This is a genomic window from Streptomyces sp. DH24, from assembly GCF_029813775.1.
GTDB lineage: Bacteria > Actinomycetota > Actinomycetes > Streptomycetales > Streptomycetaceae > Streptomyces.
Window position 1 is genome coordinate 147202 of record NZ_JARVKW010000009.1, and the last position, 22908, is coordinate 170109.

25 protein-coding genes and 4 tRNA genes are annotated in these 22908 nt (G+C 71.0%); 6 read left to right on the forward strand and 23 right to left on the reverse strand.

Translation table 11 applies throughout. The annotated features are described in order from the left end of the window. Positions 1 to 50: 50 nt before the first annotated feature. From rplL to QC282_RS10255, 7 genes are all read right to left on the reverse strand, one after another. Entirely contained in the window at positions 51 to 440 is a 390-nt protein-coding gene (gene rplL, locus QC282_RS10225; protein WP_279548931.1) for a 50S ribosomal protein L7/L12, read from the reverse strand. A gap of 114 nt (positions 441 to 554) precedes the next feature. Then, complete coding sequence (rplJ, locus tag QC282_RS10230) at positions 555 to 1085, reverse strand: 50S ribosomal protein L10 (RefSeq protein ID WP_279548932.1); 531 nt, start codon at positions 1083 to 1085, stop codon at positions 555 to 557. 464 nt (positions 1086 to 1549) lie between these two features. Then, entirely contained in the window at positions 1550 to 2275 is a 726-nt protein-coding gene (gene rplA, locus QC282_RS10235; RefSeq protein WP_279548933.1) for a 50S ribosomal protein L1, read from the reverse strand. A gap of 80 nt (positions 2276 to 2355) precedes the next feature. Then, positions 2356 to 2790 (reverse strand): 50S ribosomal protein L11, encoded by a 435-nt coding sequence (gene rplK / locus QC282_RS10240; protein WP_006130605.1) that lies wholly within the window; start codon positions 2788 to 2790, stop codon positions 2356 to 2358. Positions 2791 to 2961: 171 nt separating this feature from the next. Further along, positions 2962 to 3801 carry a transcription termination/antitermination protein NusG gene (gene nusG, locus QC282_RS10245; RefSeq protein ID WP_279548934.1) on the reverse strand — a complete coding sequence of 280 codons (840 nt, stop codon included), beginning with the start codon at positions 3799 to 3801 and terminating at the stop codon, positions 2962 to 2964. A gap of 80 nt (positions 3802 to 3881) precedes the next feature. Continuing rightward, positions 3882 to 4169: a preprotein translocase subunit SecE gene (secE, locus tag QC282_RS10250; RefSeq protein ID WP_279548935.1), complete on the reverse strand. Its 288-nt coding sequence runs from the start codon at positions 4167 to 4169 to the stop codon at positions 3882 to 3884. A 108-nt stretch (positions 4170 to 4277) separates the two neighbouring features. After that, positions 4278 to 4350, reverse strand: a tRNA-Trp gene (locus tag QC282_RS10255). 306 nt (positions 4351 to 4656) lie between these two features. On the opposite strand from QC282_RS10255, the gene QC282_RS10260 reads away from it, so the two are divergent. Next, entirely contained in the window at positions 4657 to 5883 is a 1227-nt protein-coding gene (locus tag QC282_RS10260; RefSeq protein ID WP_279548936.1) for a pyridoxal phosphate-dependent aminotransferase, read from the forward strand. Between the two features lie 124 nt (positions 5884 to 6007). After that, the gene (locus QC282_RS10265; protein ID WP_279548937.1) at positions 6008 to 7039 is read left to right on the forward strand and encodes an adenosine deaminase; all 1032 of its coding nucleotides are present in this window, start codon (positions 6008 to 6010) and stop codon (positions 7037 to 7039) included. A 580-nt stretch (positions 7040 to 7619) separates the two neighbouring features. Here the strand turns inward: QC282_RS10265 and QC282_RS10270 are convergent. The 9 genes from QC282_RS10270 to QC282_RS10310 all read right to left on the reverse strand — a co-directional run bounded on the left by QC282_RS10270 (position 7620) and on the right by QC282_RS10310 (position 12985). Next, positions 7620 to 8675, reverse strand: a complete 1056-nt coding sequence (locus tag QC282_RS10270) for a UDP-N-acetylmuramate dehydrogenase (protein WP_279548938.1) — start codon at positions 8673 to 8675, stop codon at positions 7620 to 7622. 86 nt (positions 8676 to 8761) lie between these two features. Beyond that, on the reverse strand, positions 8762 to 9142 hold the full coding sequence (locus tag QC282_RS10275) for a DUF3291 domain-containing protein (RefSeq protein ID WP_279548939.1): 381 nt from the start codon (positions 9140 to 9142) through the stop codon (positions 8762 to 8764). Between the two features lie 67 nt (positions 9143 to 9209). After that, positions 9210 to 10649 carry an MFS transporter gene (locus QC282_RS10280; protein ID WP_279548940.1) on the reverse strand — a complete coding sequence of 480 codons (1440 nt, stop codon included), beginning with the start codon at positions 10647 to 10649 and terminating at the stop codon, positions 9210 to 9212. A gap of 129 nt (positions 10650 to 10778) precedes the next feature. Continuing rightward, positions 10779 to 11351 (reverse strand): helix-turn-helix domain containing protein, encoded by a 573-nt coding sequence (locus QC282_RS10285; protein WP_279548941.1) that lies wholly within the window; start codon positions 11349 to 11351, stop codon positions 10779 to 10781. 161 nt (positions 11352 to 11512) lie between these two features. Further along, positions 11513 to 11941, reverse strand: coding sequence for a MaoC family dehydratase (locus QC282_RS10290; protein WP_279548976.1), 429 nt, complete (start codon positions 11939 to 11941; stop codon positions 11513 to 11515). 8 nt (positions 11942 to 11949) lie between these two features. Continuing rightward, positions 11950 to 12402, reverse strand: a complete 453-nt coding sequence (locus QC282_RS10295; RefSeq protein ID WP_279548942.1) for a MaoC family dehydratase N-terminal domain-containing protein — start codon at positions 12400 to 12402, stop codon at positions 11950 to 11952. 136 nt (positions 12403 to 12538) lie between these two features. Next, entirely contained in the window at positions 12539 to 12703 is a 165-nt protein-coding gene (rpmG, locus tag QC282_RS10300) for a 50S ribosomal protein L33 (RefSeq protein ID WP_003948671.1), read from the reverse strand. A 90-nt stretch (positions 12704 to 12793) separates the two neighbouring features. Continuing rightward, a tRNA-Met gene (locus QC282_RS10305) sits at positions 12794 to 12866 on the reverse strand. Positions 12867 to 12912: 46 nt separating this feature from the next. After that, a tRNA-Thr gene (locus QC282_RS10310) sits at positions 12913 to 12985 on the reverse strand. A gap of 259 nt (positions 12986 to 13244) precedes the next feature. Between QC282_RS10310 and QC282_RS10315 the strand changes: the two genes are divergently transcribed. Together QC282_RS10315 and QC282_RS10320 are read left to right on the forward strand one after the other, a co-directional pair. Further along, entirely contained in the window at positions 13245 to 14495 is a 1251-nt protein-coding gene (locus QC282_RS10315; RefSeq protein ID WP_279548943.1) for an amidohydrolase family protein, read from the forward strand. A gap of 140 nt (positions 14496 to 14635) precedes the next feature. Continuing rightward, positions 14636 to 15292: an SDR family oxidoreductase gene (locus tag QC282_RS10320; protein WP_279548944.1), complete on the forward strand. Its 657-nt coding sequence runs from the start codon at positions 14636 to 14638 to the stop codon at positions 15290 to 15292. 32 nt (positions 15293 to 15324) lie between these two features. Here the strand turns inward: QC282_RS10320 and QC282_RS10325 are convergent, their stop codons facing one another. Both QC282_RS10325 and QC282_RS10330 read right to left on the reverse strand, forming a co-directional pair. Beyond that, positions 15325 to 15537, reverse strand: coding sequence for a hypothetical protein (locus tag QC282_RS10325; protein ID WP_279548945.1), 213 nt, complete (start codon positions 15535 to 15537; stop codon positions 15325 to 15327). 120 nt (positions 15538 to 15657) lie between these two features. Beyond that, positions 15658 to 15739, reverse strand: a tRNA-Tyr gene (locus QC282_RS10330). Positions 15740 to 15973: 234 nt separating this feature from the next. Between QC282_RS10330 and QC282_RS10335 the strand changes: the two genes are divergently transcribed. After that, positions 15974 to 16462, forward strand: coding sequence for a YajQ family cyclic di-GMP-binding protein (locus QC282_RS10335; RefSeq protein ID WP_279548946.1), 489 nt, complete (start codon positions 15974 to 15976; stop codon positions 16460 to 16462). 111 nt (positions 16463 to 16573) lie between these two features. Here QC282_RS10335 and QC282_RS10340 read toward each other — a convergent pair whose 3' ends face one another. Then, the gene (locus tag QC282_RS10340; RefSeq protein WP_279548947.1) at positions 16574 to 16840 is read right to left on the reverse strand and encodes a GlsB/YeaQ/YmgE family stress response membrane protein; all 267 of its coding nucleotides are present in this window, start codon (positions 16838 to 16840) and stop codon (positions 16574 to 16576) included. 167 nt (positions 16841 to 17007) lie between these two features. On the opposite strand from QC282_RS10340, the gene QC282_RS10345 reads away from it, so the two are divergent. Continuing rightward, on the forward strand, positions 17008 to 18252 hold the full coding sequence (locus QC282_RS10345) for an APC family permease (RefSeq protein ID WP_279548948.1): 1245 nt from the start codon (positions 17008 to 17010) through the stop codon (positions 18250 to 18252). Positions 18253 to 18286: 34 nt separating this feature from the next. Here the strand turns inward: QC282_RS10345 and QC282_RS10350 are convergent, their stop codons facing one another. The 4 genes from QC282_RS10350 to QC282_RS10365 all read right to left on the reverse strand — a co-directional run bounded on the left by QC282_RS10350 (position 18287) and on the right by QC282_RS10365 (position 22908). Further along, positions 18287 to 18685, reverse strand: a complete 399-nt coding sequence (locus tag QC282_RS10350; RefSeq protein ID WP_279548949.1) for a YccF domain-containing protein — start codon at positions 18683 to 18685, stop codon at positions 18287 to 18289. After that, a complete protein-coding gene (gene htpX / locus QC282_RS10355; RefSeq protein WP_279548950.1) occupies positions 18682 to 19542 on the reverse strand; it encodes a zinc metalloprotease HtpX in 861 nt (286 codons plus the stop codon). Before htpX ends, QC282_RS10350 begins: the two co-directional genes overlap by 4 nt. A gap of 265 nt (positions 19543 to 19807) precedes the next feature. Further along, the gene (locus tag QC282_RS10360) at positions 19808 to 21337 is read right to left on the reverse strand and encodes an NADH-quinone oxidoreductase subunit N (RefSeq protein WP_279548951.1); all 1530 of its coding nucleotides are present in this window, start codon (positions 21335 to 21337) and stop codon (positions 19808 to 19810) included. Continuing rightward, complete coding sequence (locus QC282_RS10365; protein ID WP_279548952.1) at positions 21334 to 22908, reverse strand: NADH-quinone oxidoreductase subunit M; 1575 nt, start codon at positions 22906 to 22908, stop codon at positions 21334 to 21336. The genes QC282_RS10360 and QC282_RS10365 overlap by 4 nt, the downstream gene beginning before the upstream one ends.

Sequence of the window (22908 nt, forward strand, 5' to 3'; positions counted from 1 at the left end):
ATCGCTCTGCGGTGCTGAGGCGTTACAGGTCCAGCGGAACCCGGAAGGTCTTACTTGACCTCGACGGAGGCGCCGGCGCCCTTGAGGGCCTCGGCGGCCTTCTCCGCGGCGTCCTTGGCGACCTTCTCCAGGACCGGCTTCGGGGTGCCGTCGACGAGGTCCTTGGCCTCCTTCAGGCCCAGGGAGGTCAGCTCACGCACGACCTTGATGACCTGGATCTTCTTGTCGCCGGCGCCGGTGAGGATGACGTCGAACTCGTCCTTCTCCTCGGCGGCCTCGGCGCCCGCACCCGGGGCACCCGGGGCGGCGGCGACGACGGCGGCCGGGGCGGCGGCGGTGACGTCGAACTTCTCCTCGAAGGCCTTCACGAACTCGGAGAGCTCGATGAGGGTCATCTCCTCGAACTGCGCGAGCAGGTCTTCCTGGCTGAGCTTCGCCATGATGGCGGTCCTTCCACTAAATCGGCAGGTGCCGGATGTACTGGGTGAGGCGGGCGTACGTCGGGCCCGCATCGACCCTCACCTCATGCGGCGAGGATCGGAAAGCGAGCCGAATTACTCGGCACCGCCCTGCTCTGCCTGCTTGGCACGAAGGGCGTCCACGGTGCGGACGAGCTTCGACGGGAGAGCCTGGAAGAGCGCGGCAGCCTGGGACTGCTTGCCCTTCATGGCACCCGCCAGCTTGGAGAGCAGAACCTCGCGGGACTCGAGGTCCGCAAGCTTCTTGATCTCGTCGGCGGACAGCGCCTTGCCGTCAAGGACACCGCCCTTGATGACGAGATTCGGGTTGTCCTTGGCGAAGTCGCGCAGACCCTTCGCCGACTCCACCGGGTCACCGGTGATGAAGGCGACAGCCGTCGGACCATTGAACTGGTCGTCCAGCGTCGTGATCCCGGCCTCGTTGGCCGCAATCTTGGTCAGCGTGTTCTTCACCACGGCGTACTGGGCGTTCTCACCGAGCGACCGGCGCAGCTGCTTGAGCTGCGCCACGGTGAGACCGCGGTACTCGGTCAGCACGGCGGCGTTGGAGCTGCGGAACTTGTCCGTCAGCTCGGCAACCGCGGCGGACTTGTCGGGCCTCGCCATAGAGCCTCGGCCTCCTTCCGGGTGATTCGGACCGCGCGGACCCGAAGGAGGACTGAGGGAAAACGAAACGCCCCGGCGCAGGCGCACGGGGCGGACTCGACCGGGCGCACGCACGCTTTCACGAGCGCACTCCGGGAGTTCTTCCACAGTCACCTGCGCGGGTCGTCCGCAGTTCAGCGGATCCTTCGGCCACCGCGCCCTCTGACGAGCGCACGGCAACGACCAGCGGTCTTTGGCTTCGTTAGGAGAGTACGTGACCGCATCGCTGTCAAGCAAATCCGCTCCAACGGCGCCTCTGGGCGCCGCCGCACCCTCCCGCCCGCCGGCGGGCCACCCGGCACGTCACGAACGGCGCAGAACGCCCCCGCAGGGCCGCGAACCCGGATACCGGTGAAGCGGGGAAAGGGAACGGGCCCCGCACCCGAAGGTGCGGGGCCCGTCGTCCGACGAGGTGAGCCTCAGGCTCAGACCGCGGCCGGGTCCTCCTCGACGAGGAGGTTGCGGGTGCGGTTCGGGTCGAGCGGAATGCCGGGGCCCATCGTGGTGGTGATGGCGGCCTTCTTGATGTAACGACCCTTGGCGGCGGACGGCTTCAGACGGAGGATCTCCTCCAGCGCGGCGCCGTAGTTCTCCACCAGCTTGGTGTCGTCGAAGGACACCTTGCCGATGATGAAGTGCAGGTTCGAGTGCTTGTCGACGCGGAACTCGATCTTGCCGCCCTTGATGTCGTTGACGGCCTTGGTGACGTCCGGCGTCACGGTGCCCGTCTTCGGGTTCGGCATCAGACCACGCGGACCGAGCACGCGGCCGAGGCGGCCGACCTTGCCCATGAGGTCCGGGGTGGCGACAACGGCGTCGAAGTCCAGACGGCCCTTCGACACCTCGTCGATCAGCTCGTCGGCGCCGACGATGTCGGCGCCCGCGGCACGCGCGGCCTCGGCACGGTCACCGGTCGCGAAGACCAGGACCCGGGCGGTCTTACCGGTGCCGTGCGGAAGGTTCACGGTGCCACGGACCATCTGGTCGGCCTTGCGCGGGTCGACACCCAGACGGAAGGCGACCTCGACGGTGCCGTCGAACTTGGTCGTGGAGGTCTCCTTGGCCAGACGGACGGCCTCGAGCGGGGCGTACAGCTTCTCCCGGTCGATCTTGGCGTCCGCAGCGCGAAGGGACTTGCTGCGCTTGCTCACTACTGCTCCTGTGGATTCTTAGGAGTCGTGGTCCGGGCCGAGCAGGCCCTTCCACACTTCTGCTTGGTGACGGGGTGAGGTCAGCCCTCGACCGTGACGCCCATGGAACGGGCGGTGCCGGCGATGATCTTCTCGGCGGCGTCCAGGTCGTTGGCGTTGAGGTCGGGCATCTTGGTGGTGGCGATCTCGCGGACCTGGTCGCGCGTGATCTTCGCGACCTTGGTCTTGTGCGGCTCGCCGGAGCCCTTCTCCACACCCGCGGCCTTGAGGATCATCTTGGCGGCCGGCGGCGTCTTGGTGATGAAGGTGAAGGAACGGTCCTCGTAGACCGTGATCTCCACCGGGATCACCCAGCCACGCTGCGACTCGGTCGCGGCGTTGTACGCCTTGCAGAACTCCATGATGTTCACGCCGTGCTGGCCCAGCGCGGGGCCGACCGGCGGAGCCGGGTTGGCGGCACCGGCCTGGATCTGGAGCTTGATGAGCCCCGTGACCTTCTTCTTCTTGGGAGGCATGTGCTCTCTCCGGGTCCTAGTGAGAGTTTTTCCGCCTACCCGTCCGGATCATCCGGACGGAGGCATACCGCACAACGATAACGGGTATCCATGCGCGGCTAAAAACCGAGCAGGTCAGACCGGCTGCGAGAGCCTGCCTGACCTACTCGGAAGCGGTGAGTCCGGAAGACGTCAGTTCTTCTGGATCTGGTCGAAGGACAGCTCGACCGGGGTCTCGCGGCCGAAGATCTCGACGAGACCCTTGACCTTCTTCGAGTCCGGGTTGATCTCGTTGATGGTCGCCTGCAGCGTGGCGAACGGGCCGTCGGTGACGGTGACCGAGTCGCCCACCTCGAAGTCCAGCACCTGGACCTCGACCTTGCGCTGCGGAGCAGGCTTGCCCTCGGCCTCGGCGGCCTCGCGGGCGGCCTTCTCCTCCGCCTCCGGCGCGAGCATCTTGACGATCTCGTCCAGGGTCAGCGGGTACGGGTCGTAGGCGTTGCCCACGAAGCCGGTGACGCCGGGGGTGTTGCGGACGACGCCCCAGGACTCGTTCGTCAGGTCCATGCGGACGAGGACGTAGCCCGGGAGCTTGTTCTGCTTGATGGTCTTGCGGTCGCCGTTCTTGATCTGGACGACCTCTTCCTGCGGCACCTCGGCCTGGAAGATGTAGTCCTCGACGTTCAGCGAGACGGCGCGCTGCTCCAGGTTCGTCTTCACGCGGTTCTCGTAACCGGCGTACGTGTGGATGACGTACCACTCGCCGGGCAGGACCCGCAGTTCGTCGCGGAGCTTCTCGACCGGGTCGCGCTCGTCCTCGGGCTCGGCCTCGGACTCCTCTTCGGCGGCCTCGGCGGCGGCCTCGTCGGCCTCTTCGGTCTCGGCCTCGGCGGGCTCGTCCGCGACGGCGTCGGCAGCCTCGACCTCCGCGGAGGCCTCGGTGTCCTCGCTGTCCGCGCCCTCGACGGCGTCGAGCTCGTCCTCGACGGACTCGACAGGCTCGATGGCGTCGTTCACGTTCGGGTCAGACACGGTGGCTGCTTCTTCCTGGATACATAGGGGTGGAACATGCGAAAGGAGCGCCGGGTACCTCGGCGCTCTTCGCTGGGCACTCAGCCGAAGACGTACTTGGCTGCGTTGCTGAGCCCATAGTCAATCACGGTCACCAGGCCGATCATGATGACCACGAAGATGATCACCACGGTCGTGTACGTCGTGAGCTGGTTGCGAGTCGGCCAGACGACCTTGCGGAGTTCCGCGACGATCTGGCGGTAGAAGAGCGCCAGGCGCTTCAGGGGGCCCTTCTTGGCCCGCTTGCCGCCCTTGCGGGACTTCTTCTTGGAGTCCGGCGCCTCGTCCTGGGCATCAGGCATGTCGATGGAGCCCACGGCGTCCGTCACTCGTCCTCACCTGATTCCGGGTCGTGGCCGTGCCGCGCCCGGTCTGAGCCGCACGGCGGTGCATTGCTGTACGTACATGCGCACACATCCTGGCGAAGGTGTGTGTAGCAGGGCCGGAGGGACTTGAACCCCCAACCGCTGGTTTTGGAGACCAGTGCTCTACCAATTGAGCTACGACCCTTTGTGTGTCCACCAACGTACCGCATACACCCGGATGCTTGGTGTGCACCGGATGAGCGCGACCCGCTGAAGGCCAACGAGGTGAGAGTGTACGTGTTCCGGGGCCGGGCGTCGAACAGAAAGCGGCGGCGCGGCCCCTCGAACGGGCCCGGCGGGCCGCAGGTTGGCGGAAGATCGCCCTGTGCGCGAGGGTGGGCCGCGGTGAACACGCGGTGGATACGGACTGATGTTCCGGCCTTTGCCCGGTCCTGTTCAGTCTGTGAAACCCCCGTGCCGCTGGAGTTTCCGGTCTGAAACGATGGGCCCCATGAGCGCTGCAACCCCTCCCACCGAGCGCCGGGTCTCCGCCCGAGTCGGCGCGATCTCCGAGTCCGCCACCCTCGCCGTGGACGCCAAGGCCAAGGCCCTCAAGGCCGCCGGGCGTCCGGTGATCGGCTTCGGCGCCGGTGAGCCCGACTTCCCGACCCCGGACTACATCGTCGAGGCCGCGATCGAGGCCTGCAAGAACCCGAAGTACCACCGCTACACGCCGGCCGGCGGTCTGCCCGAGCTGAAGGCCGCGATCGCCGCGAAGACGCTGCGCGACTCCGGCTACGAGGTGGACCCGTCCCAGATCCTGGTGACCAACGGCGGCAAGCAGGCGATCTACGAGGCGTTCGCCGCGATCCTCGACCCGGGCGACGAGGTCATCGTCCCGGCCCCGTACTGGACGACGTACCCCGAGTCGATCCGGCTCGCCGGCGGTGTCCCCGTGGAGGTCGTCGCCGACGAGACCACCGGCTACCGGGTGTCGGTGGAGCAGCTGGAGGCCGCCCGCACCGAGAAGACCAAGGTCGTCCTGTTCGTCTCGCCGTCGAACCCGACCGGCGCCGTCTACAGCCGGGCCGACGCCGAGGCGATCGGCCGCTGGGCCGTCGAGCACGGGCTGTGGGTGCTGACCGACGAGATCTACGAGCACCTCGTGTACGGCGACGCCACCTTCACGTCGCTGCCCGCGCTCCTGCCCGAGCTGCGCGACAAGTGCGTCGTCGTCAACGGTGTCGCCAAGACGTACGCCATGACCGGCTGGCGCGTCGGCTGGATCATCGGCCCCAAGGACGTCGTCAAGGCCGCGACGAACCTCCAGTCGCACGCCACGTCCAACGTCTCCAACGTCGCCCAGGCCGCGGCCCTCGCCGCCGTGTCCGGCGACCTGGACGCCGTCGCGACGATGCGGGAGGCCTTCGACCGGCGCCGCAGGACCATCGTGCGGATGCTCAACGAGATCGACGGCGTGGTCTGCCCGGAGCCGGAGGGGGCGTTCTACGCGTACCCGTCGGTCAAGGAGCTGCTCGGCAAGGAGATCCGCGGCAAGCGTCCGCGGGACACGGTCGAGCTGGCCGCGCTGATCCTCGAAGAGGTCGAGGTCGCGGTCGTTCCCGGTGAGGCGTTCGGTACGCCCGGGTACCTGCGGCTGTCGTACGCGCTCGGGGACGAGGACCTCGTCGAGGGCGTGAGCCGTATCCAGAAGCTGCTGGCGGAGGCCCGGGACTGACGTCCGCCTCCCGCCATGGGACCACCTCCGAATCCTCGGAGGTGGTCCCATTCGTTTGTGCGAGCAAGACCACTAACGGGGAAACCGCTACCGGGACGGCGGACACGTACGGCAGGATCCTGGAATGGAGCGTGTACGTGATCTCTCTGAGCTGCCGAAGGCCCATCTGCACCTGCACTTCACCGGATCGATGCGGCCGGGGACGGTGCTGGAGCTGGCCGACAAGTACGGCGTCCGTCTGCCGGACACGCTGAGCGAGGCCCTGAAGAGTGGCGAGCCGCCGCAGCTGCGGGCGACGGACGAGCGGGGCTGGTTCCGCTTCCAGCGGCTGTACGACGCGGCGCGCTCGTGCCTGCGGGAGCCGGAGGACATCCAGCGGCTGGTGCGGGAGGCCGCCGAGGAGGATCTGCGGGACGGCTCCCGGTGGCTGGAGATCCAGGTCGACCCGACGTCGTACGCGCCGCGGCTGGGTGGGCTGGTCTCGGCGCTGGAGATCATCCTGGACGCGGTGGAGACCGCGGCGCGGGACACGGGGCTCGGGATGCGGGTGCTCGTGGCCGCGAACCGCATGAAACATCCGCTGGACGCGCGGACGCTGGCGCGGCTGGCGGTGCGGTACGCGGACCGGGGCGTCATCGGCTTCGGGCTCTCCAACGACGAGCGGCGCGGGATGGCGCGGGACTTCGACCGGGCGTTCGCGATCGCGCGCGAGGGCGGGCTGCTGTCGGCGCCGCACGGGGGTGAGCTGAGCGGGCCGGCGTCCGTGCGGGACTGTCTGGACGACCTGGGGGCGCATCGGATCGGGCACGGGGTGCGGGCGGCGGATGATCCGCGACTGCTGAAGCGGCTGGCGGACCGGGGCGTGACGTGCGAGGTGTGTCCGGCGTCGAACGTGGCGCTGGGGGTGTACGAGAAGCCGGAGGACGTGCCGTTGCGGCGGCTGTTCGAGGCGGGTGTGCCGTTGGCGCTGGGCGCGGACGATCCGCTGCTGTTCGGCTCGCGTCTGGCGGCGCAGTACGAGATGGCCCGGCAGCATCACGGCTTCTCGGACGCGGAACTGGCGGAACTGGCCCGCCAGTCGGTACGGGGGTCGGCGGCGCCGGAAGCGGTGAAGGGGGAGCTGTTGGCGGGGGTGGACGCCTGGCTGACGAGCTGAGGGGGTGGGGCGGGGCGGCTGGGGGTGCCTCCGGCGGTTGTGCGGGTGCCTGCGGCGGCCTGTGCGGGTGCGGTGGTGGCGTGCGTTGCGCTGTCGGTTCGGTGGGTGGGTCGGGGCCGCGCCGGGGGGTGTCCGTCCTCGGAACGGCGCGGAATCGGTTGCTTACATAAGTGCGGGGCGTTGACGCGCCAACCGCTGCGGGCGGACACCCCCCGACACGTCCCCTTCCCGCCGTACGCGACTGCGGGCCGGTGGCCCATTCCGCCCCACCCATCCCACGCGGGCAAGCCGCGGGCAGTCGTGCCGCTGGGGCGGCACGGGTGGGCGCGGGCGGCAACCCGAGAGCGCCGGGCCGCGCGACCCACCCCGCGGTCACGCCAACGCCGGGCAACCGGACAACGCCGGACAGCCGAGCGGCGGTACAGCCGGGCGGCGGCACGTCGCACGCCGCGGGCATGCGGGCCGCACGGGTGGGCGCGGGCGGCAACCCCGTAGCGCCGGGCCGCGCGACCCACCCCGCGGGCACCCCGACGCCGGTCGCAAGAGACGCCGGTCACCGTCACGCCCTCGCGCTACCGCCTCACAGGCTCACGCCGACCATCACCGGCTCGTTGACCAGCGTGATCCCGAAGGCCTCGCGGACGCCGGACACCACATCGCGGGCCAGCGCCAGCAGGTCCTCCGTCGTGGCCCCGCCCCGGTTGGTGAGCGCGAGCGTGTGCTTGGTGGAGATGCGGGCCGGACCGCTGCCGTAGCCCTTGGTGAAGCCCGCCCTGTCGATGAGCCAGGCCGCGGACGTCTTCGTACGCCCCTCCCCCGCCGGGTAGGCGGGCGGTTCCGCGTCGGCGCCGAGGCGCTCCTTCACGCGCGCGTGGAACGCGGCGAACTGCTCCGCCGTGAGGATCGGGTTGGTGAAGAAGGACCCGGCCGACCAGGTGTCGTGGTCCTCGGGGTCCAGCACCATGCCCTTGCCCGCCCGCAGCTTCAGCACGGTCTCCCGGGCGTCGGCGAGCGGCACCCGGTCGCCGGGCTCCACGCCCAGGGCGCGGGCCGTCTCGGCGTACTTGATCGGCGCCGACAGCCCGTCCGCGTCCTCCAGCTCGAAGCGGACGCGCAGCACGACGTACCGCTCGGGGTCGGCCTTGAAGCGGCTGTGGCGGTAGGAGAAGTCGCACTCCTCGTTCCGCAGGGTGACCGTCTCGCCCGACCCGCGGTCGTACGCGATCACCTCGGTGATCGTCGAGGAGACCTCCTGGCCGTACGCCCCCACGTTCTGGATGGGGGTCGCGCCCGCCGAGCCCGGGATGCCCGACAGGCATTCGATGCCGGCGAGTCCGGCCTCTACGGTGCGGGCGACGGCGTCGGTCCACACCTCGCCGGCGGCCAGCTCCAGGCGGGTGCCGGTGAGCTCGACGCCGCGGGTGGCGATGCGCAGGGCGGTGCCCTCGAAGCCCTTGTCGCCGATGACCAGGTTCGATCCGCCGCCGATGATCAGCAGCGGCGTGCCGGTCGCGTCGGCGTCGCGGACGGCGGCGATCACCTCGGCGTCGGTCGTGGCGGTGACCAGCCGGGTCGCGGGGCCGCCCAGCCGGAAGGTGGTCAGCGGGCCGAGGGGGGCGTCGTGGAGTTCCTGCACGGGCCCAAGACTACGAGACGGCACCGACAGCCCCGGCACGCGCGCGTACGGTCCCGTCGGCGAAGCGGGGCCGTACGCGCGCGAGGTCACGTGAGGCGGCGGATCGCGTCGTCCCAGTCGAGCGGCAGTTCGTCGCTCCTCACCTGCCAGCTGACGAACTTCGAGTCGCGCATCTGGCCGGACAGGTTCCGCGAGGCCGGTGAGTGGGCTCCGGAGCGGGCGAACTCCTTGAGGGCCGCCGGTGACTCCCAGGCGGACAGCGTCCAGAAGGTCCGGCTCAGCGGCTTCGCCCTGAGCGTCGCCCCGTACGCGCCGGGCGCCCGGCTCACCTGCCGCCACACGGCCGGCGTGCCTACGAGGAACTTCAGCGCCCCCCACAGGGTGCGGGTCTCGAAGCGGGAGGCGAACACGTGGACCTCGACGCCGGTCGGTGCCGGGTTCGGGGTGGTCCAGGGAAGGGTGGGCATGGCTCCTCCTTCTGGGTTCCTACGGATGTCCCTTTGGTCGGGCGGGCTTGTGCTGGATCGTGGGTCGTCAGCGGGCGGCCGGTTCCGGCAGTAGCTTCGGCACCTCCCCGGCCGCCGTGTGTGCCGCGCCCCGCCTGGTCGGGATCAGCAGCGCGGCCACCCCGGCGAGGGCGACGACCGCCGAGCCCGTGAACAGCGCCGGGCGCAGCCCTTCGACGAAGGCCTGGCCGGACTCGTAGCCGCCCCGCGCCGAGAAGATGGACGCCATGACGGCGATGCCGAGCGCACCGCCGACCTCGCGCAGCGCGTTGTTGGCGCCGGAGGCGATGCCCTGTTCCCCGGCGCGGACGCTGGACATCACGAGGCTGGACGCGGGGGCGAAGAACAGGGCCATGCCGACGCCGCTGGTGACGAGGGCGGGCAGCTGCGCGGCGTAGGAGGCGTCGGCGGTGGCCACGAAGGCCAGCTGTCCGAGGCCCGCCGCCTGGAGGAAGAGGCCCGCGGCGACGACCGGTCGGCCGCCTATGCGGTCGGAGAGGATGCCCGCGACGGGCGCGACGAGCATCGGCATCCCCGTCCAGGGCAGCATGCGGAGCCCCGCCTCGGTGGGCGAGTAGCCGAGGACGCCCTGCATGTACTGGCTGAGCAGGAAGATCGAGCCGAACATGCCGAGGAACATCATCAGGCTCGCCGCGTTGATGCCGGCGAAGGCCCGGGAGCGGAACAGCCGCATCGGAAGCATGGGGTTCTTGGCGCGGGTGCTGTAGAGCACGAAGCCGACGAGCAGCGCCGACCCGGCGAACAGACTGGTCATGACCACCGGGCCCGTCCAGCCGTCGACCGGGCCGCGTACCAGGCCGTAGACGAGCCCGAAGAGGCCGCCGCTGGCGAGCAGGGTGCCGGGGAGGTCGAGTGGGGCGCCGGTGCCGTAGGACTCGGCGAGGCGGAGCCGGGCGAGCGGCAGCAGGGCCAGGCCCAGCGGAACGTTCAGCCAGAAGATCCACTGCCAGGAGATGTGCTCGGTGAGGCTGCCGCCGACCAGCGGTCCGGAGGCCACCGCGAGTCCGTTCACGGCACCCCAGATGCCGTACGCCATGCCGCGCCGTTCCGCCGGTACGGCCGCCGTCAGCAGGGTGAGCGTCAGCGGCATCATGACGGCCGCGCCGGCGCCCTGGACCGCGCGGGCGGCGATCAGGGAGTCGATGCCGGGGGCCATGGCCGCGGCGGCCGAGGCCGCGGTGAAGACGGCGATGCCGGCCATGAACAGGCGGCGGCGGCCGAAGCGGTCGCCGAGGGCGGCACCGAACATGAGCAGGACCGCGAAGGTGAGCGTGTAGGCGCTCACGGTCCATTCGAGGTCGTGCAGTGCCCCGCCGAGGTCCTCGCGGATCGAGGGCAGGGCGGTGGTGACGACGAGGTTGTCGAGTGCCGCCATGAATCCGGCGACGCTGGTGATGGCGAGGGCCCAGGCGGTCCCTCCGCGACGTTCCGCTGTGTGCTGTGACATCGCTTCCCCAAGGAGTGAGCACTGAGTTGTGAATGAGTGTGCGACGAGTCGGTTAGTTATTGGTCAATAACTTCTTTGGGTGTGAGAGGGCCTGATTTCGCCGCCCTTCGGGCCGACCCGAAGGCAGGCCTAGGAGTCCTCGGTCTCCTGCCGCACGCGGGGGGCGATGTCGAACCCCTCCCACACCCGATGTTCGGCCGGGAACCCCATGGCGGCGAGGGTGTTGATGAGCATCCCGTACGCCATGAAGGACGTGGTCGCGTCGGTGTCGGCCCCCAGCGGCAGGTGGACGCTGTCCCAGATCTCCATCCAGCCCCTGCGGACCATCTCGCCGAACTCGTGGTCGCCCGACGCCTCGGCGACCGCGACCGCGAGGAAGGTCTGCAACTGCATGCGGAGCCGCTCGGGCTGTTCGGAGATCAGCCGCGCGTACGCCTCCCCCATGGCGTCGTGGGCCTCCTCGCCCTCCAGCCCTTCGGCGGCCTCCTCGAACATCCGCCGCATGTCCTGCATGCAGCGCTCGGTCGCCGCGAGGAAGATCGCCTTCTTGCCCGGGAAGAGCCGGAAGAGATACGGCTGCGAGACACCCACCCGCTTGGCGATCGCCTCGGTGGAGGTGCCGTGGTAGCCGTTCTGCGCGAACTCCGAGATCGCCGCGCGAATGACGCTCTCACGCCTCTCTTCTGCGCTCATCCTGACCATGCGAAGAAAGTTAGTACTCAATCACTAACCAAGTCAAGAGGTCGCGGAGTCGCCGGTGATGCCGCCCGCAGCGGCGGCCCAGTCGTCGTCCTGGGGCGACTGTGACGGGACACACGTAAGGGGCGTCCCTCATGGAGGACGCCCCTTACGCAGGGTCACGATCAGGCGAGTCGTACGACCGCCCGGGACATGCCCAGCACCTTCTGTCCGGCACTGGTGGCCGTCAGGTCGACGCGGACCGTGTTGTCGTCCAGCTTGGCCGCGACCTTGCCGGTGACCTCGATCACGGCGCCCTTGTCGTCGTTCGGGACGACGACCGGCCTGGTGAAGCGGACACCGTACTCGACGACCGCGGCCGGATCGCCGGTCCAGTCGGTGACGACGCGGATCGCCTCGGCCATGGTGAACATGCCGTGCGCGATGACGTCCGGCAGTCCGACCTCCTTGGCGAACTTCTCGTTCCAGTGGATCGGGTTGAAGTCACCGGACGCACCCGCGTACCGGACGAGCGTCTCGCGCGTCACGGGGAAGGACTGGCCGGGCAGTTCGGTGCCGACCTCGACGTCGGCGTACGCGATCTTCGCCGTCATGGTGATGCTCACGCCCCCTCGGCCGCACGCGCGACCAGCTTCGTCCAGGCGGTCACGACGTGCTCGCCGGCCTCGTCGTGGACCTCGCCGCGGATGTCCAGGATGTCGTTGCCCGCCATCGACTTGACCGCCTCGATGGTGGAGGTGACCGTCAGCCGGTCCCCGGCCCGCACCGGCCGGGTGTACGCGAACTTCTGGTCGCCGTGCACCACCCGGCTGTAGTCGAGCCCCAGCTGCGGGTCCTGCACGACCTGCTCAGAGGCCCTGAACGTGAGCGCGAAAACGAAAGTCGGCGGAGCGATCACGTCCGGGTGGCCGAACGCCTTGGCGGCCTCCGGGTCCGTGTACGCAGGGTTCGCGTCCCCCACCGCCTGCGCGAACTCACGGATCTTCTCCCGGCCCACCTCGTAGGGCTCGGTGGGCGGGTAGGTCCGCCCCACGAAGGACTGGTCGAGCGCCATGGCTCGGCACCTCCACTGTCTGTTCTGGTTGACCTGCGCGGGTGTCCGCAGCCGGCCGAACCGACCGGTAACCGGGACCGAGAACGACGCGAGGCCGCCCCCCGACTGCGGGGGCGGCCTCGTGTACGAGCCTGGTTTATCGCGTTTCGCGGTGCGCGGTGTGCGCGTTGCAACGCGGGCAGTGCTTCTTCATCTCAAGACGGTCCGGGTTGTTACGCCGGTTCTTCTTGGTGATGTAGTTCCGCTCCTTGCACTCCACGCAGGCCAGCGTGATCTTCGGGCGGACGTCGGTGGCAGCCACGTGAGTGCTCCTTGACGAACGGATGGGACTGGGTTAACGCATGGAAGAGTAGCCGATCGAAGGACCGACCCCGCAATCGGCTACTTAGAGTAGCGGTGACCGGACTTGAACCGGTGACACAGCGATTATGAGCCGCTTGCTCTACCGACTGAGCTACACCGCTGCGATGCGATCGGGCCCCGCCTCGCGGCGGGAACCTCTCACACCAGAGCCCCAATACGGAATCGAACCGTAGACCTTCTCCTTACCATGGAGACGCTCTGCCGACTGAGCTATTGGGGCGAGCGATGAAGACATTACACGGTCGGCAGCGGTTCGCCCAAATCCGTTTCGGGGCGTCCGCCGCGCCCTCCCCGGCCCGCCGTCCCGCGCAGCTCGACTGCCCCGGCCGTACCGGTTTCCGACGGCGCGGGGCCGCCGACCACGCCGGTACGACTATTGCGCTCCTGCGGGCCGCGGCCCGGTCGCCGTCCTAGGCTCGACTCACTCTGCGTGATCTTGCGTCCTCTCCCCGCGCAGCCCCCCGAGATCCAGGAGCGCGATGCCCGACAGCCAGCCGCAGCCGCCGCACTCGTCGTCCTCCCCGGGCCCGGCCGAGCCGGCCTCCCTCCTGCTGTGCGGGGCGCGGCTGACCGACGGCCGGACCGTGGACGTACGGCTGGGCGGCGGGCGCATCGAGGCGGTCGGCACGGCGGGCAGCCTGGCGCCGGCCGGACCGCGCGGCGTGCGGGTGGACCTCGCCGGCCATCTCCTCCTGCCGGCCCCGGCCGAGCCGCACGCCCACGGCGACACCGCGCTCACGGCCGACGCGGCCGGCCCGGTGTCGTACGACGCCACGGACGTGCAGCGCCGCGCCACGGAGGCGACGCTGCTGCAACTCGGGCACGGGGCGACGGCGGTACGGGCACACGTGCGCGTGGGCGACGTCCAAGGGCTCGGCGCGCTCGGCGCCGTTCTGCGCGCCCGGCGTGCGCTGCGCGGGCTGGCCGAGCTGACCACGGTCGCCGTTCCCCGGGTGCTGACCGGGGTCGCCGGGGCCGACGGGCTCGCGATGCTGCGGGACGCCGTGAAGATGGGCGCCTCCGTGGTGGGCGGCTGCCCCGACCTGGACCCCGACCCGACGGGTTACGTCGAGGCCGTCCTGGAGGTCGCCTCCGAGCACGGCTGCCCCGTCGACCTGCACACCGACGCCGACGACCCGGCCCGCCTCGCCCGGCTCGCGGCGATGGCGGGCGGACTGCGCCCCGGCGTGACGCTGGGCCCGTGCGCCGGCCTGAGCCGGTTGCCCTCCGACCTGGCCTCCCGTACGGCGGACCAGCTTGCGGCGGCGGGCGTGACGGTGGTGTGCCTGCCGCAGGGCGGCTGCGCGGGCGCCGACCGCCGCGGCGCGGCGCCGGTACGGCTGCTGCGGGCGGCCGGGGTGCGCGTCGCCGCCGGGAGCGGCGCTCTGCGGGACGTGTCCAACCCGGTGGGCCGCGGGGACCCGCTGGAGGCGGCGTACCTGCTGGCCTCGCGCTGCGGGCTGCGGCCGGAGGAGGCCTACGACGCCGTGAGTTCGTCGGCGCGGGCGGCCATGGGCCTGCCCGAGGTCCGGGTGGAGGCTGGCTTCCCTGCGGAACTGCTGGCGGTGCGCGGCGAGGGGCTGGCGGGCGTGCTGTCGCTGGCGTACAGCCGCGTCGTGGTGCACGGGGGGCGCGTGGTGGCGCGGACCAGCGCGGTACGGGAGTACGGCAACTCGGCGGGATCGGTGGAGCTGGGGCTGCCGAGGCAGGGCCGCGGGGAGGTTTCCTAGCCGGGAGGGCGGAGCGCGCGGAGGCGTCGGCGGCGGACCGGCGGCCGGCGGGTCCTCGATGCGCGGGGTGGCCCCGGTGGGCGGGCGGGGTGGCCGAAGTCGTACGGCGGACGGGGCGGCGCGGGCGTACGGTCGAAGACATGCGCATTGTCATCGCTGGTGGTCATGGTCAGATCGCGCTGCGGCTGGAGCGACTGCTCGCCGCGCGCGGGGACGAGGTCGCGGGCATCGTCCGCAAGCCCGAGCAGGCCGACGATCTGCGGCAGGCCGGTGCCGAACCGGTCGTGCTGGACCTGGAGTCGGCGTCTGTCGAGGAGGTCGCCGAGCGGCTGCGGGGCGCGGACGCGGCGGTGTTCGCGGCGGGCGCGGGACCGGGCAGCGGGGCGGCCCGCAAGGACACGGTCGACAAGGGCGCGGCGGTCCTGTTCGCGGACGCGGCGGTCCGGGCGGGCGTGGGACGCCTCGTCGTCGTGTCGTCCATGGGCGCGAATCCGAAGCACGAGGGCCGCGAGATCTTCGACGTGTACCTGCGTGCCAAGGGCGAGGCCGACGCGTACGTGCAGGGCCTGAAGGGCCTCGACTGGACGATCCTGCGCCCGGGTTCACTGACGGACGACGCCGGAACCGGTCTCGTACGGCTGGAGGCGCACACGGGCCGCGGTCCGGTGCCGCGCGACGACGTGGCCGCCGTCCTCGCGGAGCTGGTGGAGTCGTCGTCGACGGCCGGTCTCACCCTGGAACTGGTCGCCGGGTCGACGCCGGTGTCGGTGGCGGTGAAGTCGGTCGCGGGCAACTGAGGCCGGCGCCCGGTACCCGGCACATCCGGTGCCTAGAACAGGGCCAACTGACCAGGGAAGTCGGGTACGACGTAGCCGTCCAACGTCGGCTGCGGCGCGACCAGTTGGGCCTGCCGACGGGAACCGGGACAGGAGACGAGTTCGCCGTGCTCACGAGCACCGGGCGGATCGTGCCGCGCGAACCGCCCGGCGACGACGGCGATCTCACGACGGCACTCGGGGCAGGGCCTGCGGGGCGTGGACATGGGATCAGTGTGCCCCCGGGGGGCGGGGAACCTCACGGAGGGCGTTCCGGGGCGGCCCGTACAACGAGGAGACCCCCTCCGTGCTGCGTTTCCGCAGTTCGGAGGGGGTCTCCTCAAGTGTGGCGGCGCCAGGATTCGAACCTGGGAAGGCTGAGCCGGCAGATTTACAGTCTGCTCCCTTTGGCCGCTCGGGCACACCGCCGGGGTTGCTGCCCTTCGAACCGCCTTTCGGCGGTGCTCCGTGGCAACGACGTAAACAATACCCGATGCCGAGGGGTGCTTCGCCACCCGATTGATCGGGGTCCGGGACGCCGCGGGTGGCTAGTCTTGTGCGGATGCGGCCCGGGTCCCCACCGGGTCCGGCGGCCACCCCACGTACGCCGGTCCGTGCCCGGTACGCACCCGATACGCACCCCGATACAAGGAGCCACAGGACATGGCCGACTCCAGTTTCGACATCGTCTCGAAGGTCGAGCGGCAGGAGGTCGACAACGCCCTCAACCAGGCCGCCAAGGAGATCTCGCAGCGCTACGACTTCAAGGGCGTGGGTGCCTCGATCTCGTGGTCCGGGGAGAAGATCCTCATGGAGGCGAACTCCGAGGACCGGGTGAAGGCTGTCCTCGACGTCTTCCAGTCCAAGCTGGTCAAGCGCGGTATCTCGCTGAAGGCGCTGGACGCCGGTGAGCCCCAGCTCTCCGGCAAGGAGTACAAGATCTTCGCCTCGATCGAGGAGGGCATCTCCCAGGAGAACGCCAAGAAGGTGGCGAAGATCATCCGGGACGAGGGCCCGAAGGGCGTGAAGGCCCAGGTGCAGGGCGACGAGCTGCGGGTCAGCTCCAAGAGCCGTGACGACCTGCAGGCCGTCATCTCGCTGCTGAAGGGCAAGGACTTCGACTTCGCGCTGCAGTTCGTGAACTACCGGTGAGGTGAGGCACGGGTGGGCGCCCTCATTGCCGTGGGGCCCACCCTTCCCGAACCGCCGTGCCGTGCCGCCCGGCCGTCTGGCGGACCGCCACCCCACCGCGCCGCCGCGGCGTCAGTCGCGTGAGTGGCCGAAAAGCAGGCGGTACCCCACCAGCAGGACCAGCGCGCCGCCGATGGCCGCCGCCCACGTCGCGCCGTCGTAGAAGTCCTTGGTGATCGGGTGGTCCAGCCAACGGGCCGATATCCAGCCGCCGATGAACGCGCCCGCGATGCCGATGGCCGTCGTACCGACGAGCCCGCCCGGGTCGCGGCCGGGCAGCAGGAACTTGGCGATGGCTCCCGCCAGCAGCCCGAGGATGATCCAGCTGATGAACGTCATGCCGTGACCCTGCCCTTTCCCCCTGTGCCCAAGACGTCCCGCCGGTGTGATCCTGCTCCGGGCGGAGCCGTGCTCGGCCGTCGTTCATGGCGTGCTGGTCGAGAGGACGTCCCCGCGCCACCCGGCGGTTGCGTGGCCGGGTGCGGCTGATCAGTAGGGTGCGGACCATGACTTCCACCGGTCCTGAACTGCGGCGCACCCTCGGCGTGACGGACGCCGTGGTCGTCGGGCTCGGCTCGATGATCGGCGCCGGTGTCTTCGCCGCCCTGGCCCCCGCCGCGCGCGCCGCCGGCTCGGGGCTGCTGCTCGGGCTCGCGGTCGCCGCCGTCGTCGCCTACTGCAACGCCTCCTCGTCGGCACGGCTGGCCGCCCGGTACCCGGCCTCGGGCGGCACCTACGTGTACGGGCGCGAGCGGCTCGGGGAGTTCTGGGGGTACCTGGCGGGCTGGTCGTTCGTCGTCGGGAAGACGGCGTCGTGCGCGGCGATGGCGCTCACCGTCGGCGCGTACGTGTGGCCGGGGCAGGCGAACGCCGTCGCCGTCGCGGCCGTGGTCGCGCTGACCGCGGTGAACTACGGCGGGGTCCAGAAGTCCGCCCGGCTGACGCGGGTGATCGTGGCGGTGGTGCTGGCGGTTCTCGCCGCCGTCGTGGTCGTGTGCCTGGGCTCCGCCGAGTCCGACGCCGGGCGGCTGGACGTGGGGGTCTCCGGCGGCGTCGGCGGGGTGCTTCAGGCCGGCGGTCTGCTGTTCTTCGCGTTCGCCGGGTACGCGCGGATCGCCACGCTCGGCGAGGAGGTGCGGGACCCGGAGCGGACGATTCCACGCGCCGTCCCGCTCGCCCTGGGCATCACACTGGTCGTGTACGCGTGCGTGGCGGTGGCCGTGCTCTCCGTGCTGGGTTCCGGCGGCCTCGGGAACGCGACCGCGCCGCTGGCCGACGCGGTGCGCGCCGCCGGGGTTCCGGAGCTGGCGCCGGTGGTGCGCGTGGGCGCCGCCGTGGCCGCGCTGGGCTCGCTGCTCGCGCTGATCCTGGGTGTGTCCCGTACGACGCTGGCGATGGCCCGGGACCGGCACCTGCCCGCTCCGCTGGCCGCCGTGCACCCGCGGTTCCAGGTGCCGCACCGCGCGGAGCTGGCGGTGGGCGCGGTGGTCGCCGTGCTGGCCGCCACGGTGGACGTGCGCGGCGCGATCGGGTTCTCCTCCTTCGGGGTGCTGGCGTACTACGCGGTGGCCAACGCGTCGGCCTGGACGCTCGACCGTGCCCCGGTGGCGCGTCTGACGCCGGCGGTGGGTCTCGTCGGCTGCGCGGTACTGGCGTTCGCGCTGCCGGTGACGTCCGTGGCCGTGGGTGCGGGCGTGCTGGCCGTCGGCGCGGCGGCGTACGGCGTGCGGCGGTGGAGGGGGCGGCGGTGACGCGCACGCGCGCGTGACCGCCGCCGGCCCCGCGTCACCAGGCCGTGGTGGTGAACTGCTGGTCCGTGCGCACGATTTCGCGGCCCAGCGGGGTGAGCGAGACCGGGATCAGCTTGAAGTTGGCGAGGCCCAGCGGGATGCCGATGATCGTGACGCACAGCAGGACGCCGGTGATGATGTGGCCGATCGCCAGCCACCAGCCCGCGAGGACCAGCCACAGGACGTTGCCGACGCAGGACGGGGCGCCCGCGTCGCGGCGCTCGACGGCCGCGTACCCGAAGGGCCACAGGGCGTAGACGCCGATGCGGAAGGCGGCTATGCCGAACGGTATGCCGATGATGGTGACGCACAGCAGCGCGCCGGCGACCACGTAGCCGAGGAACAGCCAGAAGCCGCTGAAGACGAGCCAGATGACGTTGAGGATTGTCTTCACCGAGGGCCTGCCATCCTCTCGAGCCGGGCGATGCGCTCGGCCATGGGCGGGTGTGTGGAGAACATCTTCGACAGTCCCTGTCCGGGACGGAAGGGGTTCGCGATCATCATGTGGCTCGCGGTCTCGATCCGGGGCTCGGGCGGCAGCGGAAGCTGTTTCGTGCCCGCCTCCAGCTTGCGCAGGGCGCTGGCGAGGGCGAGCGGGTCGCCGGTGAGCTGGGAGCCGGACGCGTCGGCGTCGTACTCCCGGGAGCGGCTGATCGCGAGCTGGATGAGGGTGGCGGCGAGCGGGCCAAGGATCATGATCAGCAGCATGCCGAGCAGGCCGGGGCCGTCGTCGTCGTCCGAGCGGCCGATCGGGATCAGCCAGGCGAAGTTGACCAGGAACATGATCACGGAGGCCAGGGCGCCGGCCACCGACGAGATGAGGATGTCGCGGTTGTAGACGTGGCTCAGCTCGTGCCCGATGACGCCGCGCAGTTCACGCTCGTCCAGCAGGCGGAGGATGCCGTCGGTGCAGCACACCGCCGCGTTGCGCGGGTTGCGGCCCGTGGCGAAGGCGTTCGGTGCTTCTGTCGGGGAGATGTACAGGCGGGGCATGGGCTGGCGGGCCTGTGTGGAGAGCTCCCGGACCATGCGGTAGAGCGCCGGGGCCTCGAATTCGCTGACCGGGCGGGCACGCATCGCGCGTAGCGCCAGCTTGTCGCTGTTCCAGTACGCGTAGGCGTTGGTGCCCAGCGCGACGAGGACGGCGACGACGAGCCCGGCACGGCCGAAGAAGCCGCCGATGACGATGATGAGTGCGGACAGTCCCCCGAGGAGGACTGCGGTCCTGAGCCCGTTGTGCCGGCGGTGCACGGTACGCCCTCCAAGTGGTGCGGCAGGGGAACCCTTTGCTGGTCGATGCTGCTCTGCCTGTGTGTGACACCACTGGTGCCGTGGTGACACGTCCAGTGGACCCTTCCGTACTGGTCAACGCCAGGCGGGGGCCGCCAGTTCCCCGGTGCGCGCGGTGGCGGGCGTCGGCCGTCCGGGTGAGGGGCGGGCGCGCCTCACGCGCGCGTGGCGGTCGGGTGCCGCACGCGCGCGTGCCGGGGCGCGCTCCGGAAGGCCGGTGCGCGGTCTAGAAGAGGCCGGTGTCCGCGAAGCGCAGGACCAGCTGGGGCGCGCCGGACAGGGCGATGCCGAGCACGGCGGTCACGGCGAGCGCGGCGGTGAGCGGGGCGGGGACGCGGTGCCGGACGGCTTCGCCCTCGGGGGCGCGGAACAGCAGGGCCGTCCACTGGAGGTAGTAGAACAGCGCGACGACGACGTTGACGGCCATGACGACGGCGAGCCAGCCGAGGCCCGCGTCGACGGCCGCCGAGAAGACAACCACCTTCGCGAACAGGCCGATGATGCCCGGCGGGAGCCCCGCGAGGCAGAGCAGGAAGAACGCCAGCAGGAGGGCGGCCACGGGGTTCGTCGCGTACAGGCCGCGGTAGTCGCTGAGGCGGTTCAGGGTGCGGGTGCGGCCGACCAGGGCGGCCACCGCGAAGGCGCCGAGGTTCACGGCGGCGTACATGAGCGCGTAGGCGACGGTGGAGCCGATGGAGCGTTCGGCGTCGTCGGAGTACGCGGCGGCGGCGACCGGCACCAGGAGGTAGCCGGCCTGTCCGACGGACGACCAGGCGAGCAGGCGTACGGCGCTGTACGCGCGCGTGGGCTGCTGGCGCAGCGCGCCCGCGTTGCCGACGGTCATGGTGAGCGCGGCGAGCGCGGCCATGGCCGGGCCCCAGACGTCGGCGTACGACGGGAGGGCGACGACGGTGACGAGGATCAGGCCGGTGAAGCCGACCGCCTTGCCGACGACGGACAGGTAGGCCGCGATCGGCAGGGGGGCGCCGACGTAGGTGTCGGGCACCCAGAAGTGGAAGGGCACGGCGGCCGTCTTGAAGGCGAAGCCGACGAGGGTGAGGACGACGCCGGTCTGGGCGAGGGTGTGGAGCTGGCCGTCGACCCGCTGGATGCGTTCGGCGATCTCGGTGAGGTAGAGGGTGCCGGTGGAGGCGTAGACGAAGCTGATGCCCATGAGGCTGACCGCGGTCGCGGTGACCGAGGACAGGAAGAACTTCAGGGCCGCCTCGGAGGATTTGCGGTCGCCGTGCCGGAGGCCGACGAGGGCGAAGGCGGGCAGGGAGGCGACTTCGAGGGCGACGATGAGGGTCGCGAGGTCGCGGGAGGCGGGCAGCAGGGCGGCGCCGGCCGCGCTGGACAGCAGCAGGAACCAGAACTCGCCCGCGGGGAGCCGCCTGGCGTCGTCCTTCAGCGCGGTGACGGACAGCAGGGCGGCGAGGAGGGCGCCGCCGAGGACGAGGAACTGGATGACGAGCGTGAAGCGGTCCGCGGTGTAGCTGCACACGCCGGGGTCGCCGGTCTGGCAGAAGGTGCTGCGGTCGCCGTCCAGGAGGGGCAGCAGGAGGGCCGTGGACGCGGCGAGTCCGGCGACCGCCGCCCAGCCGAGGACGGCCTTACGGGCGTCGGGCACGAACAGGTCGGCGACGAGGACGGCGAGGCCGACGACCGCCGCGAGGGTGGGCGGCGCGATGGCGAGCCAGTCGACCGACTGGACGACGGACTGGGCCAGTGCCGGGCCCTGGGCCAGGGAGCTCATCGGGTGCCTCCTGCGAGGAGCTGCTGCACGGCCGGGTCGGTCAGGCCGAGGAGGGCCTTGGGCCACAGGCCTGCGACGAGGGTGAGGGCGACGAGCGGCGTCCAGGCCGCGAACTCGTACGCCCGGACGTCGGCGAGCCGCGGCGCGTCCTGCGGGGCGGCGCCCATGCAGACGCGGCGGACCACGACGAGCAGGTACGCGGCCGTCAACAGCGTGCCGAACGCGCCGATCGCCATGAAAGTGAGGAAGGCCGGACGGCTGAGCCCGGCGGCGGGGTCGAACGCGCCGAACAGGGCCAGCATCTCGCCCCAGAAACCGGCGAGTCCGGGCAGTCCGAGGGAGGCGACGGCGCCGAAGGCGAGCAGGCCGCCCAGGCGCGGGGCCCGGCCGTACAGGGCGGCGCCGGTCTGCTCGGCGAGGGTGTCGAGGTCGGTGCTGCCGGTGCGCTCCTTCAGGGCGCCGACCAGGAAGAACAGCAGGCCGGTGATGAGGCCGTGGGCGATGTTGGCGAACAGGGCGCCGTTCACGCCGGTGGGCGTCATGGTCGCGATGCCGAGCAGGACGAAGCCCATGTGGCCGACGGAGGAGTAGGCGATGAGGCGCTTGAGGTCGCCCTTGGCGCCGCGCCGGGCGAGGGCGAGGCAGGCCAGGGATCCGTAGATGATGCCGACGACGGCGAAGGCGGCGAGGTACGGCGCGAAGGTGCGGAACCCGTCGGGCGCGATCGGGAGCAGGATCCGGACGAACCCGTACGTACCCATCTTCAGCAGGACACCGGCGAGGAGGACCGAGCCGACGGTCGGGGCGGCGGTGTGGGCGTCGGGCAGCCAGCTGTGCAGCGGCCACATCGGCGTCTTCACGGCGAGCCCGATCCCGATCGCCAGAACGGCCACGACCTGCACGGATGTGGTCAGGGACCGGCCGTTGTCAGTGGCGAGTGCCACCATGTCGAACGTGCCCGCCCTCAGGCCGACGAGGAGCAGGCCGAGCAGCATGACGACCGAGCCGAGCAGCGTGTACAGGATGAACTTCCAGGCGGCCCCGGCCCGGCCCTCGCCGCCCCAGCGGGCGATGAGGAAGTACATCGGGATGAGGACCATCTCGAAGGCGAGGAAGAACAGCAGCAGGTCGAGGACGGCGAAGGCGGCGAGGGTGCCGGACTCCAGGACGAGCAGCAGTGCGACGAAGGCCTTCGGGGTCGGGCCCGAGGGCATCGCGAAGTACGAGTAGAGCGCGCACAGGAAGGTCAGCAGCGCGGTCAGGACCAGGAGGGGGAGGGAAATGCCGTCGATGCCGAGGTGGATGCGCACGTCGAGCGCGGGGATCCAGCTGATGTCCGTGCTGGCCTGCATCTTCGACGGATGGTCATGGTCGAAGCCGAGCGCGAGGACGATCGCCGCGAGAAGGACGGCGCCGGTGACGGTGACGCCGTGCCGCAGAACGGCCTGTTCGGGCGACTTCCCCTTCAGTCCGGGCGGGGCCGGCAGGAGAGCGGCGGCGGCCCCGAGGAGCGGGCCGACGACGACGAACGCGAGAAGGAACTGCATCACGGACTCGTTGATATCGATCAC

Bases quoted from the DNA above. Each gene is read 5' to 3' on its own strand.
- rplL (WP_279548931.1), bottom strand. From the start codon at position 440: ATGGCGAAGCTCAGCCAGGAAGACCTGCTCGCGCAGTTCGAGGAGATG.
- rplJ (WP_279548932.1), bottom strand. From the start codon at position 1,085: ATGGCGAGGCCCGACAAGTCCGCCGCGGTTGCCGAGCTGACGGACAAG.
- rplK (WP_006130605.1), bottom strand. From the start codon at position 2,790: ATGCCTCCCAAGAAGAAGAAGGTCACGGGGCTCATCAAGCTCCAGATC.
- QC282_RS10260 (WP_279548936.1), top strand. From the start codon at position 4,657: ATGAGCGCTGCAACCCCTCCCACCGAGCGCCGGGTCTCCGCCCGAGTC.
- QC282_RS10265 (WP_279548937.1), top strand. From the start codon at position 6,008: ATGGAGCGTGTACGTGATCTCTCTGAGCTGCCGAAGGCCCATCTGCAC.
- QC282_RS10275 (WP_279548939.1), bottom strand. From the start codon at position 9,142: ATGCCCACCCTTCCCTGGACCACCCCGAACCCGGCACCGACCGGCGTC.
- QC282_RS10280 (WP_279548940.1), bottom strand. From the start codon at position 10,649: ATGTCACAGCACACAGCGGAACGTCGCGGAGGGACCGCCTGGGCCCTC.
- QC282_RS10285 (WP_279548941.1), bottom strand. From the start codon at position 11,351: ATGGTCAGGATGAGCGCAGAAGAGAGGCGTGAGAGCGTCATTCGCGCG.
- QC282_RS10290 (WP_279548976.1), bottom strand. From the start codon at position 11,941: ATGACGGCGAAGATCGCGTACGCCGACGTCGAGGTCGGCACCGAACTG.
- QC282_RS10295 (WP_279548942.1), bottom strand. From the start codon at position 12,402: ATGGCGCTCGACCAGTCCTTCGTGGGGCGGACCTACCCGCCCACCGAG.
- QC282_RS10315 (WP_279548943.1), top strand. From the start codon at position 13,245: ATGCCCGACAGCCAGCCGCAGCCGCCGCACTCGTCGTCCTCCCCGGGC.
- QC282_RS10320 (WP_279548944.1), top strand. From the start codon at position 14,636: ATGCGCATTGTCATCGCTGGTGGTCATGGTCAGATCGCGCTGCGGCTG.
- QC282_RS10325 (WP_279548945.1), bottom strand. From the start codon at position 15,537: ATGTCCACGCCCCGCAGGCCCTGCCCCGAGTGCCGTCGTGAGATCGCC.
- QC282_RS10335 (WP_279548946.1), top strand. From the start codon at position 15,974: ATGGCCGACTCCAGTTTCGACATCGTCTCGAAGGTCGAGCGGCAGGAG.
- QC282_RS10340 (WP_279548947.1), bottom strand. From the start codon at position 16,840: ATGACGTTCATCAGCTGGATCATCCTCGGGCTGCTGGCGGGAGCCATC.
- QC282_RS10345 (WP_279548948.1), top strand. From the start codon at position 17,008: ATGACTTCCACCGGTCCTGAACTGCGGCGCACCCTCGGCGTGACGGAC.
- QC282_RS10360 (WP_279548951.1), bottom strand. From the start codon at position 21,337: ATGAGCTCCCTGGCCCAGGGCCCGGCACTGGCCCAGTCCGTCGTCCAG.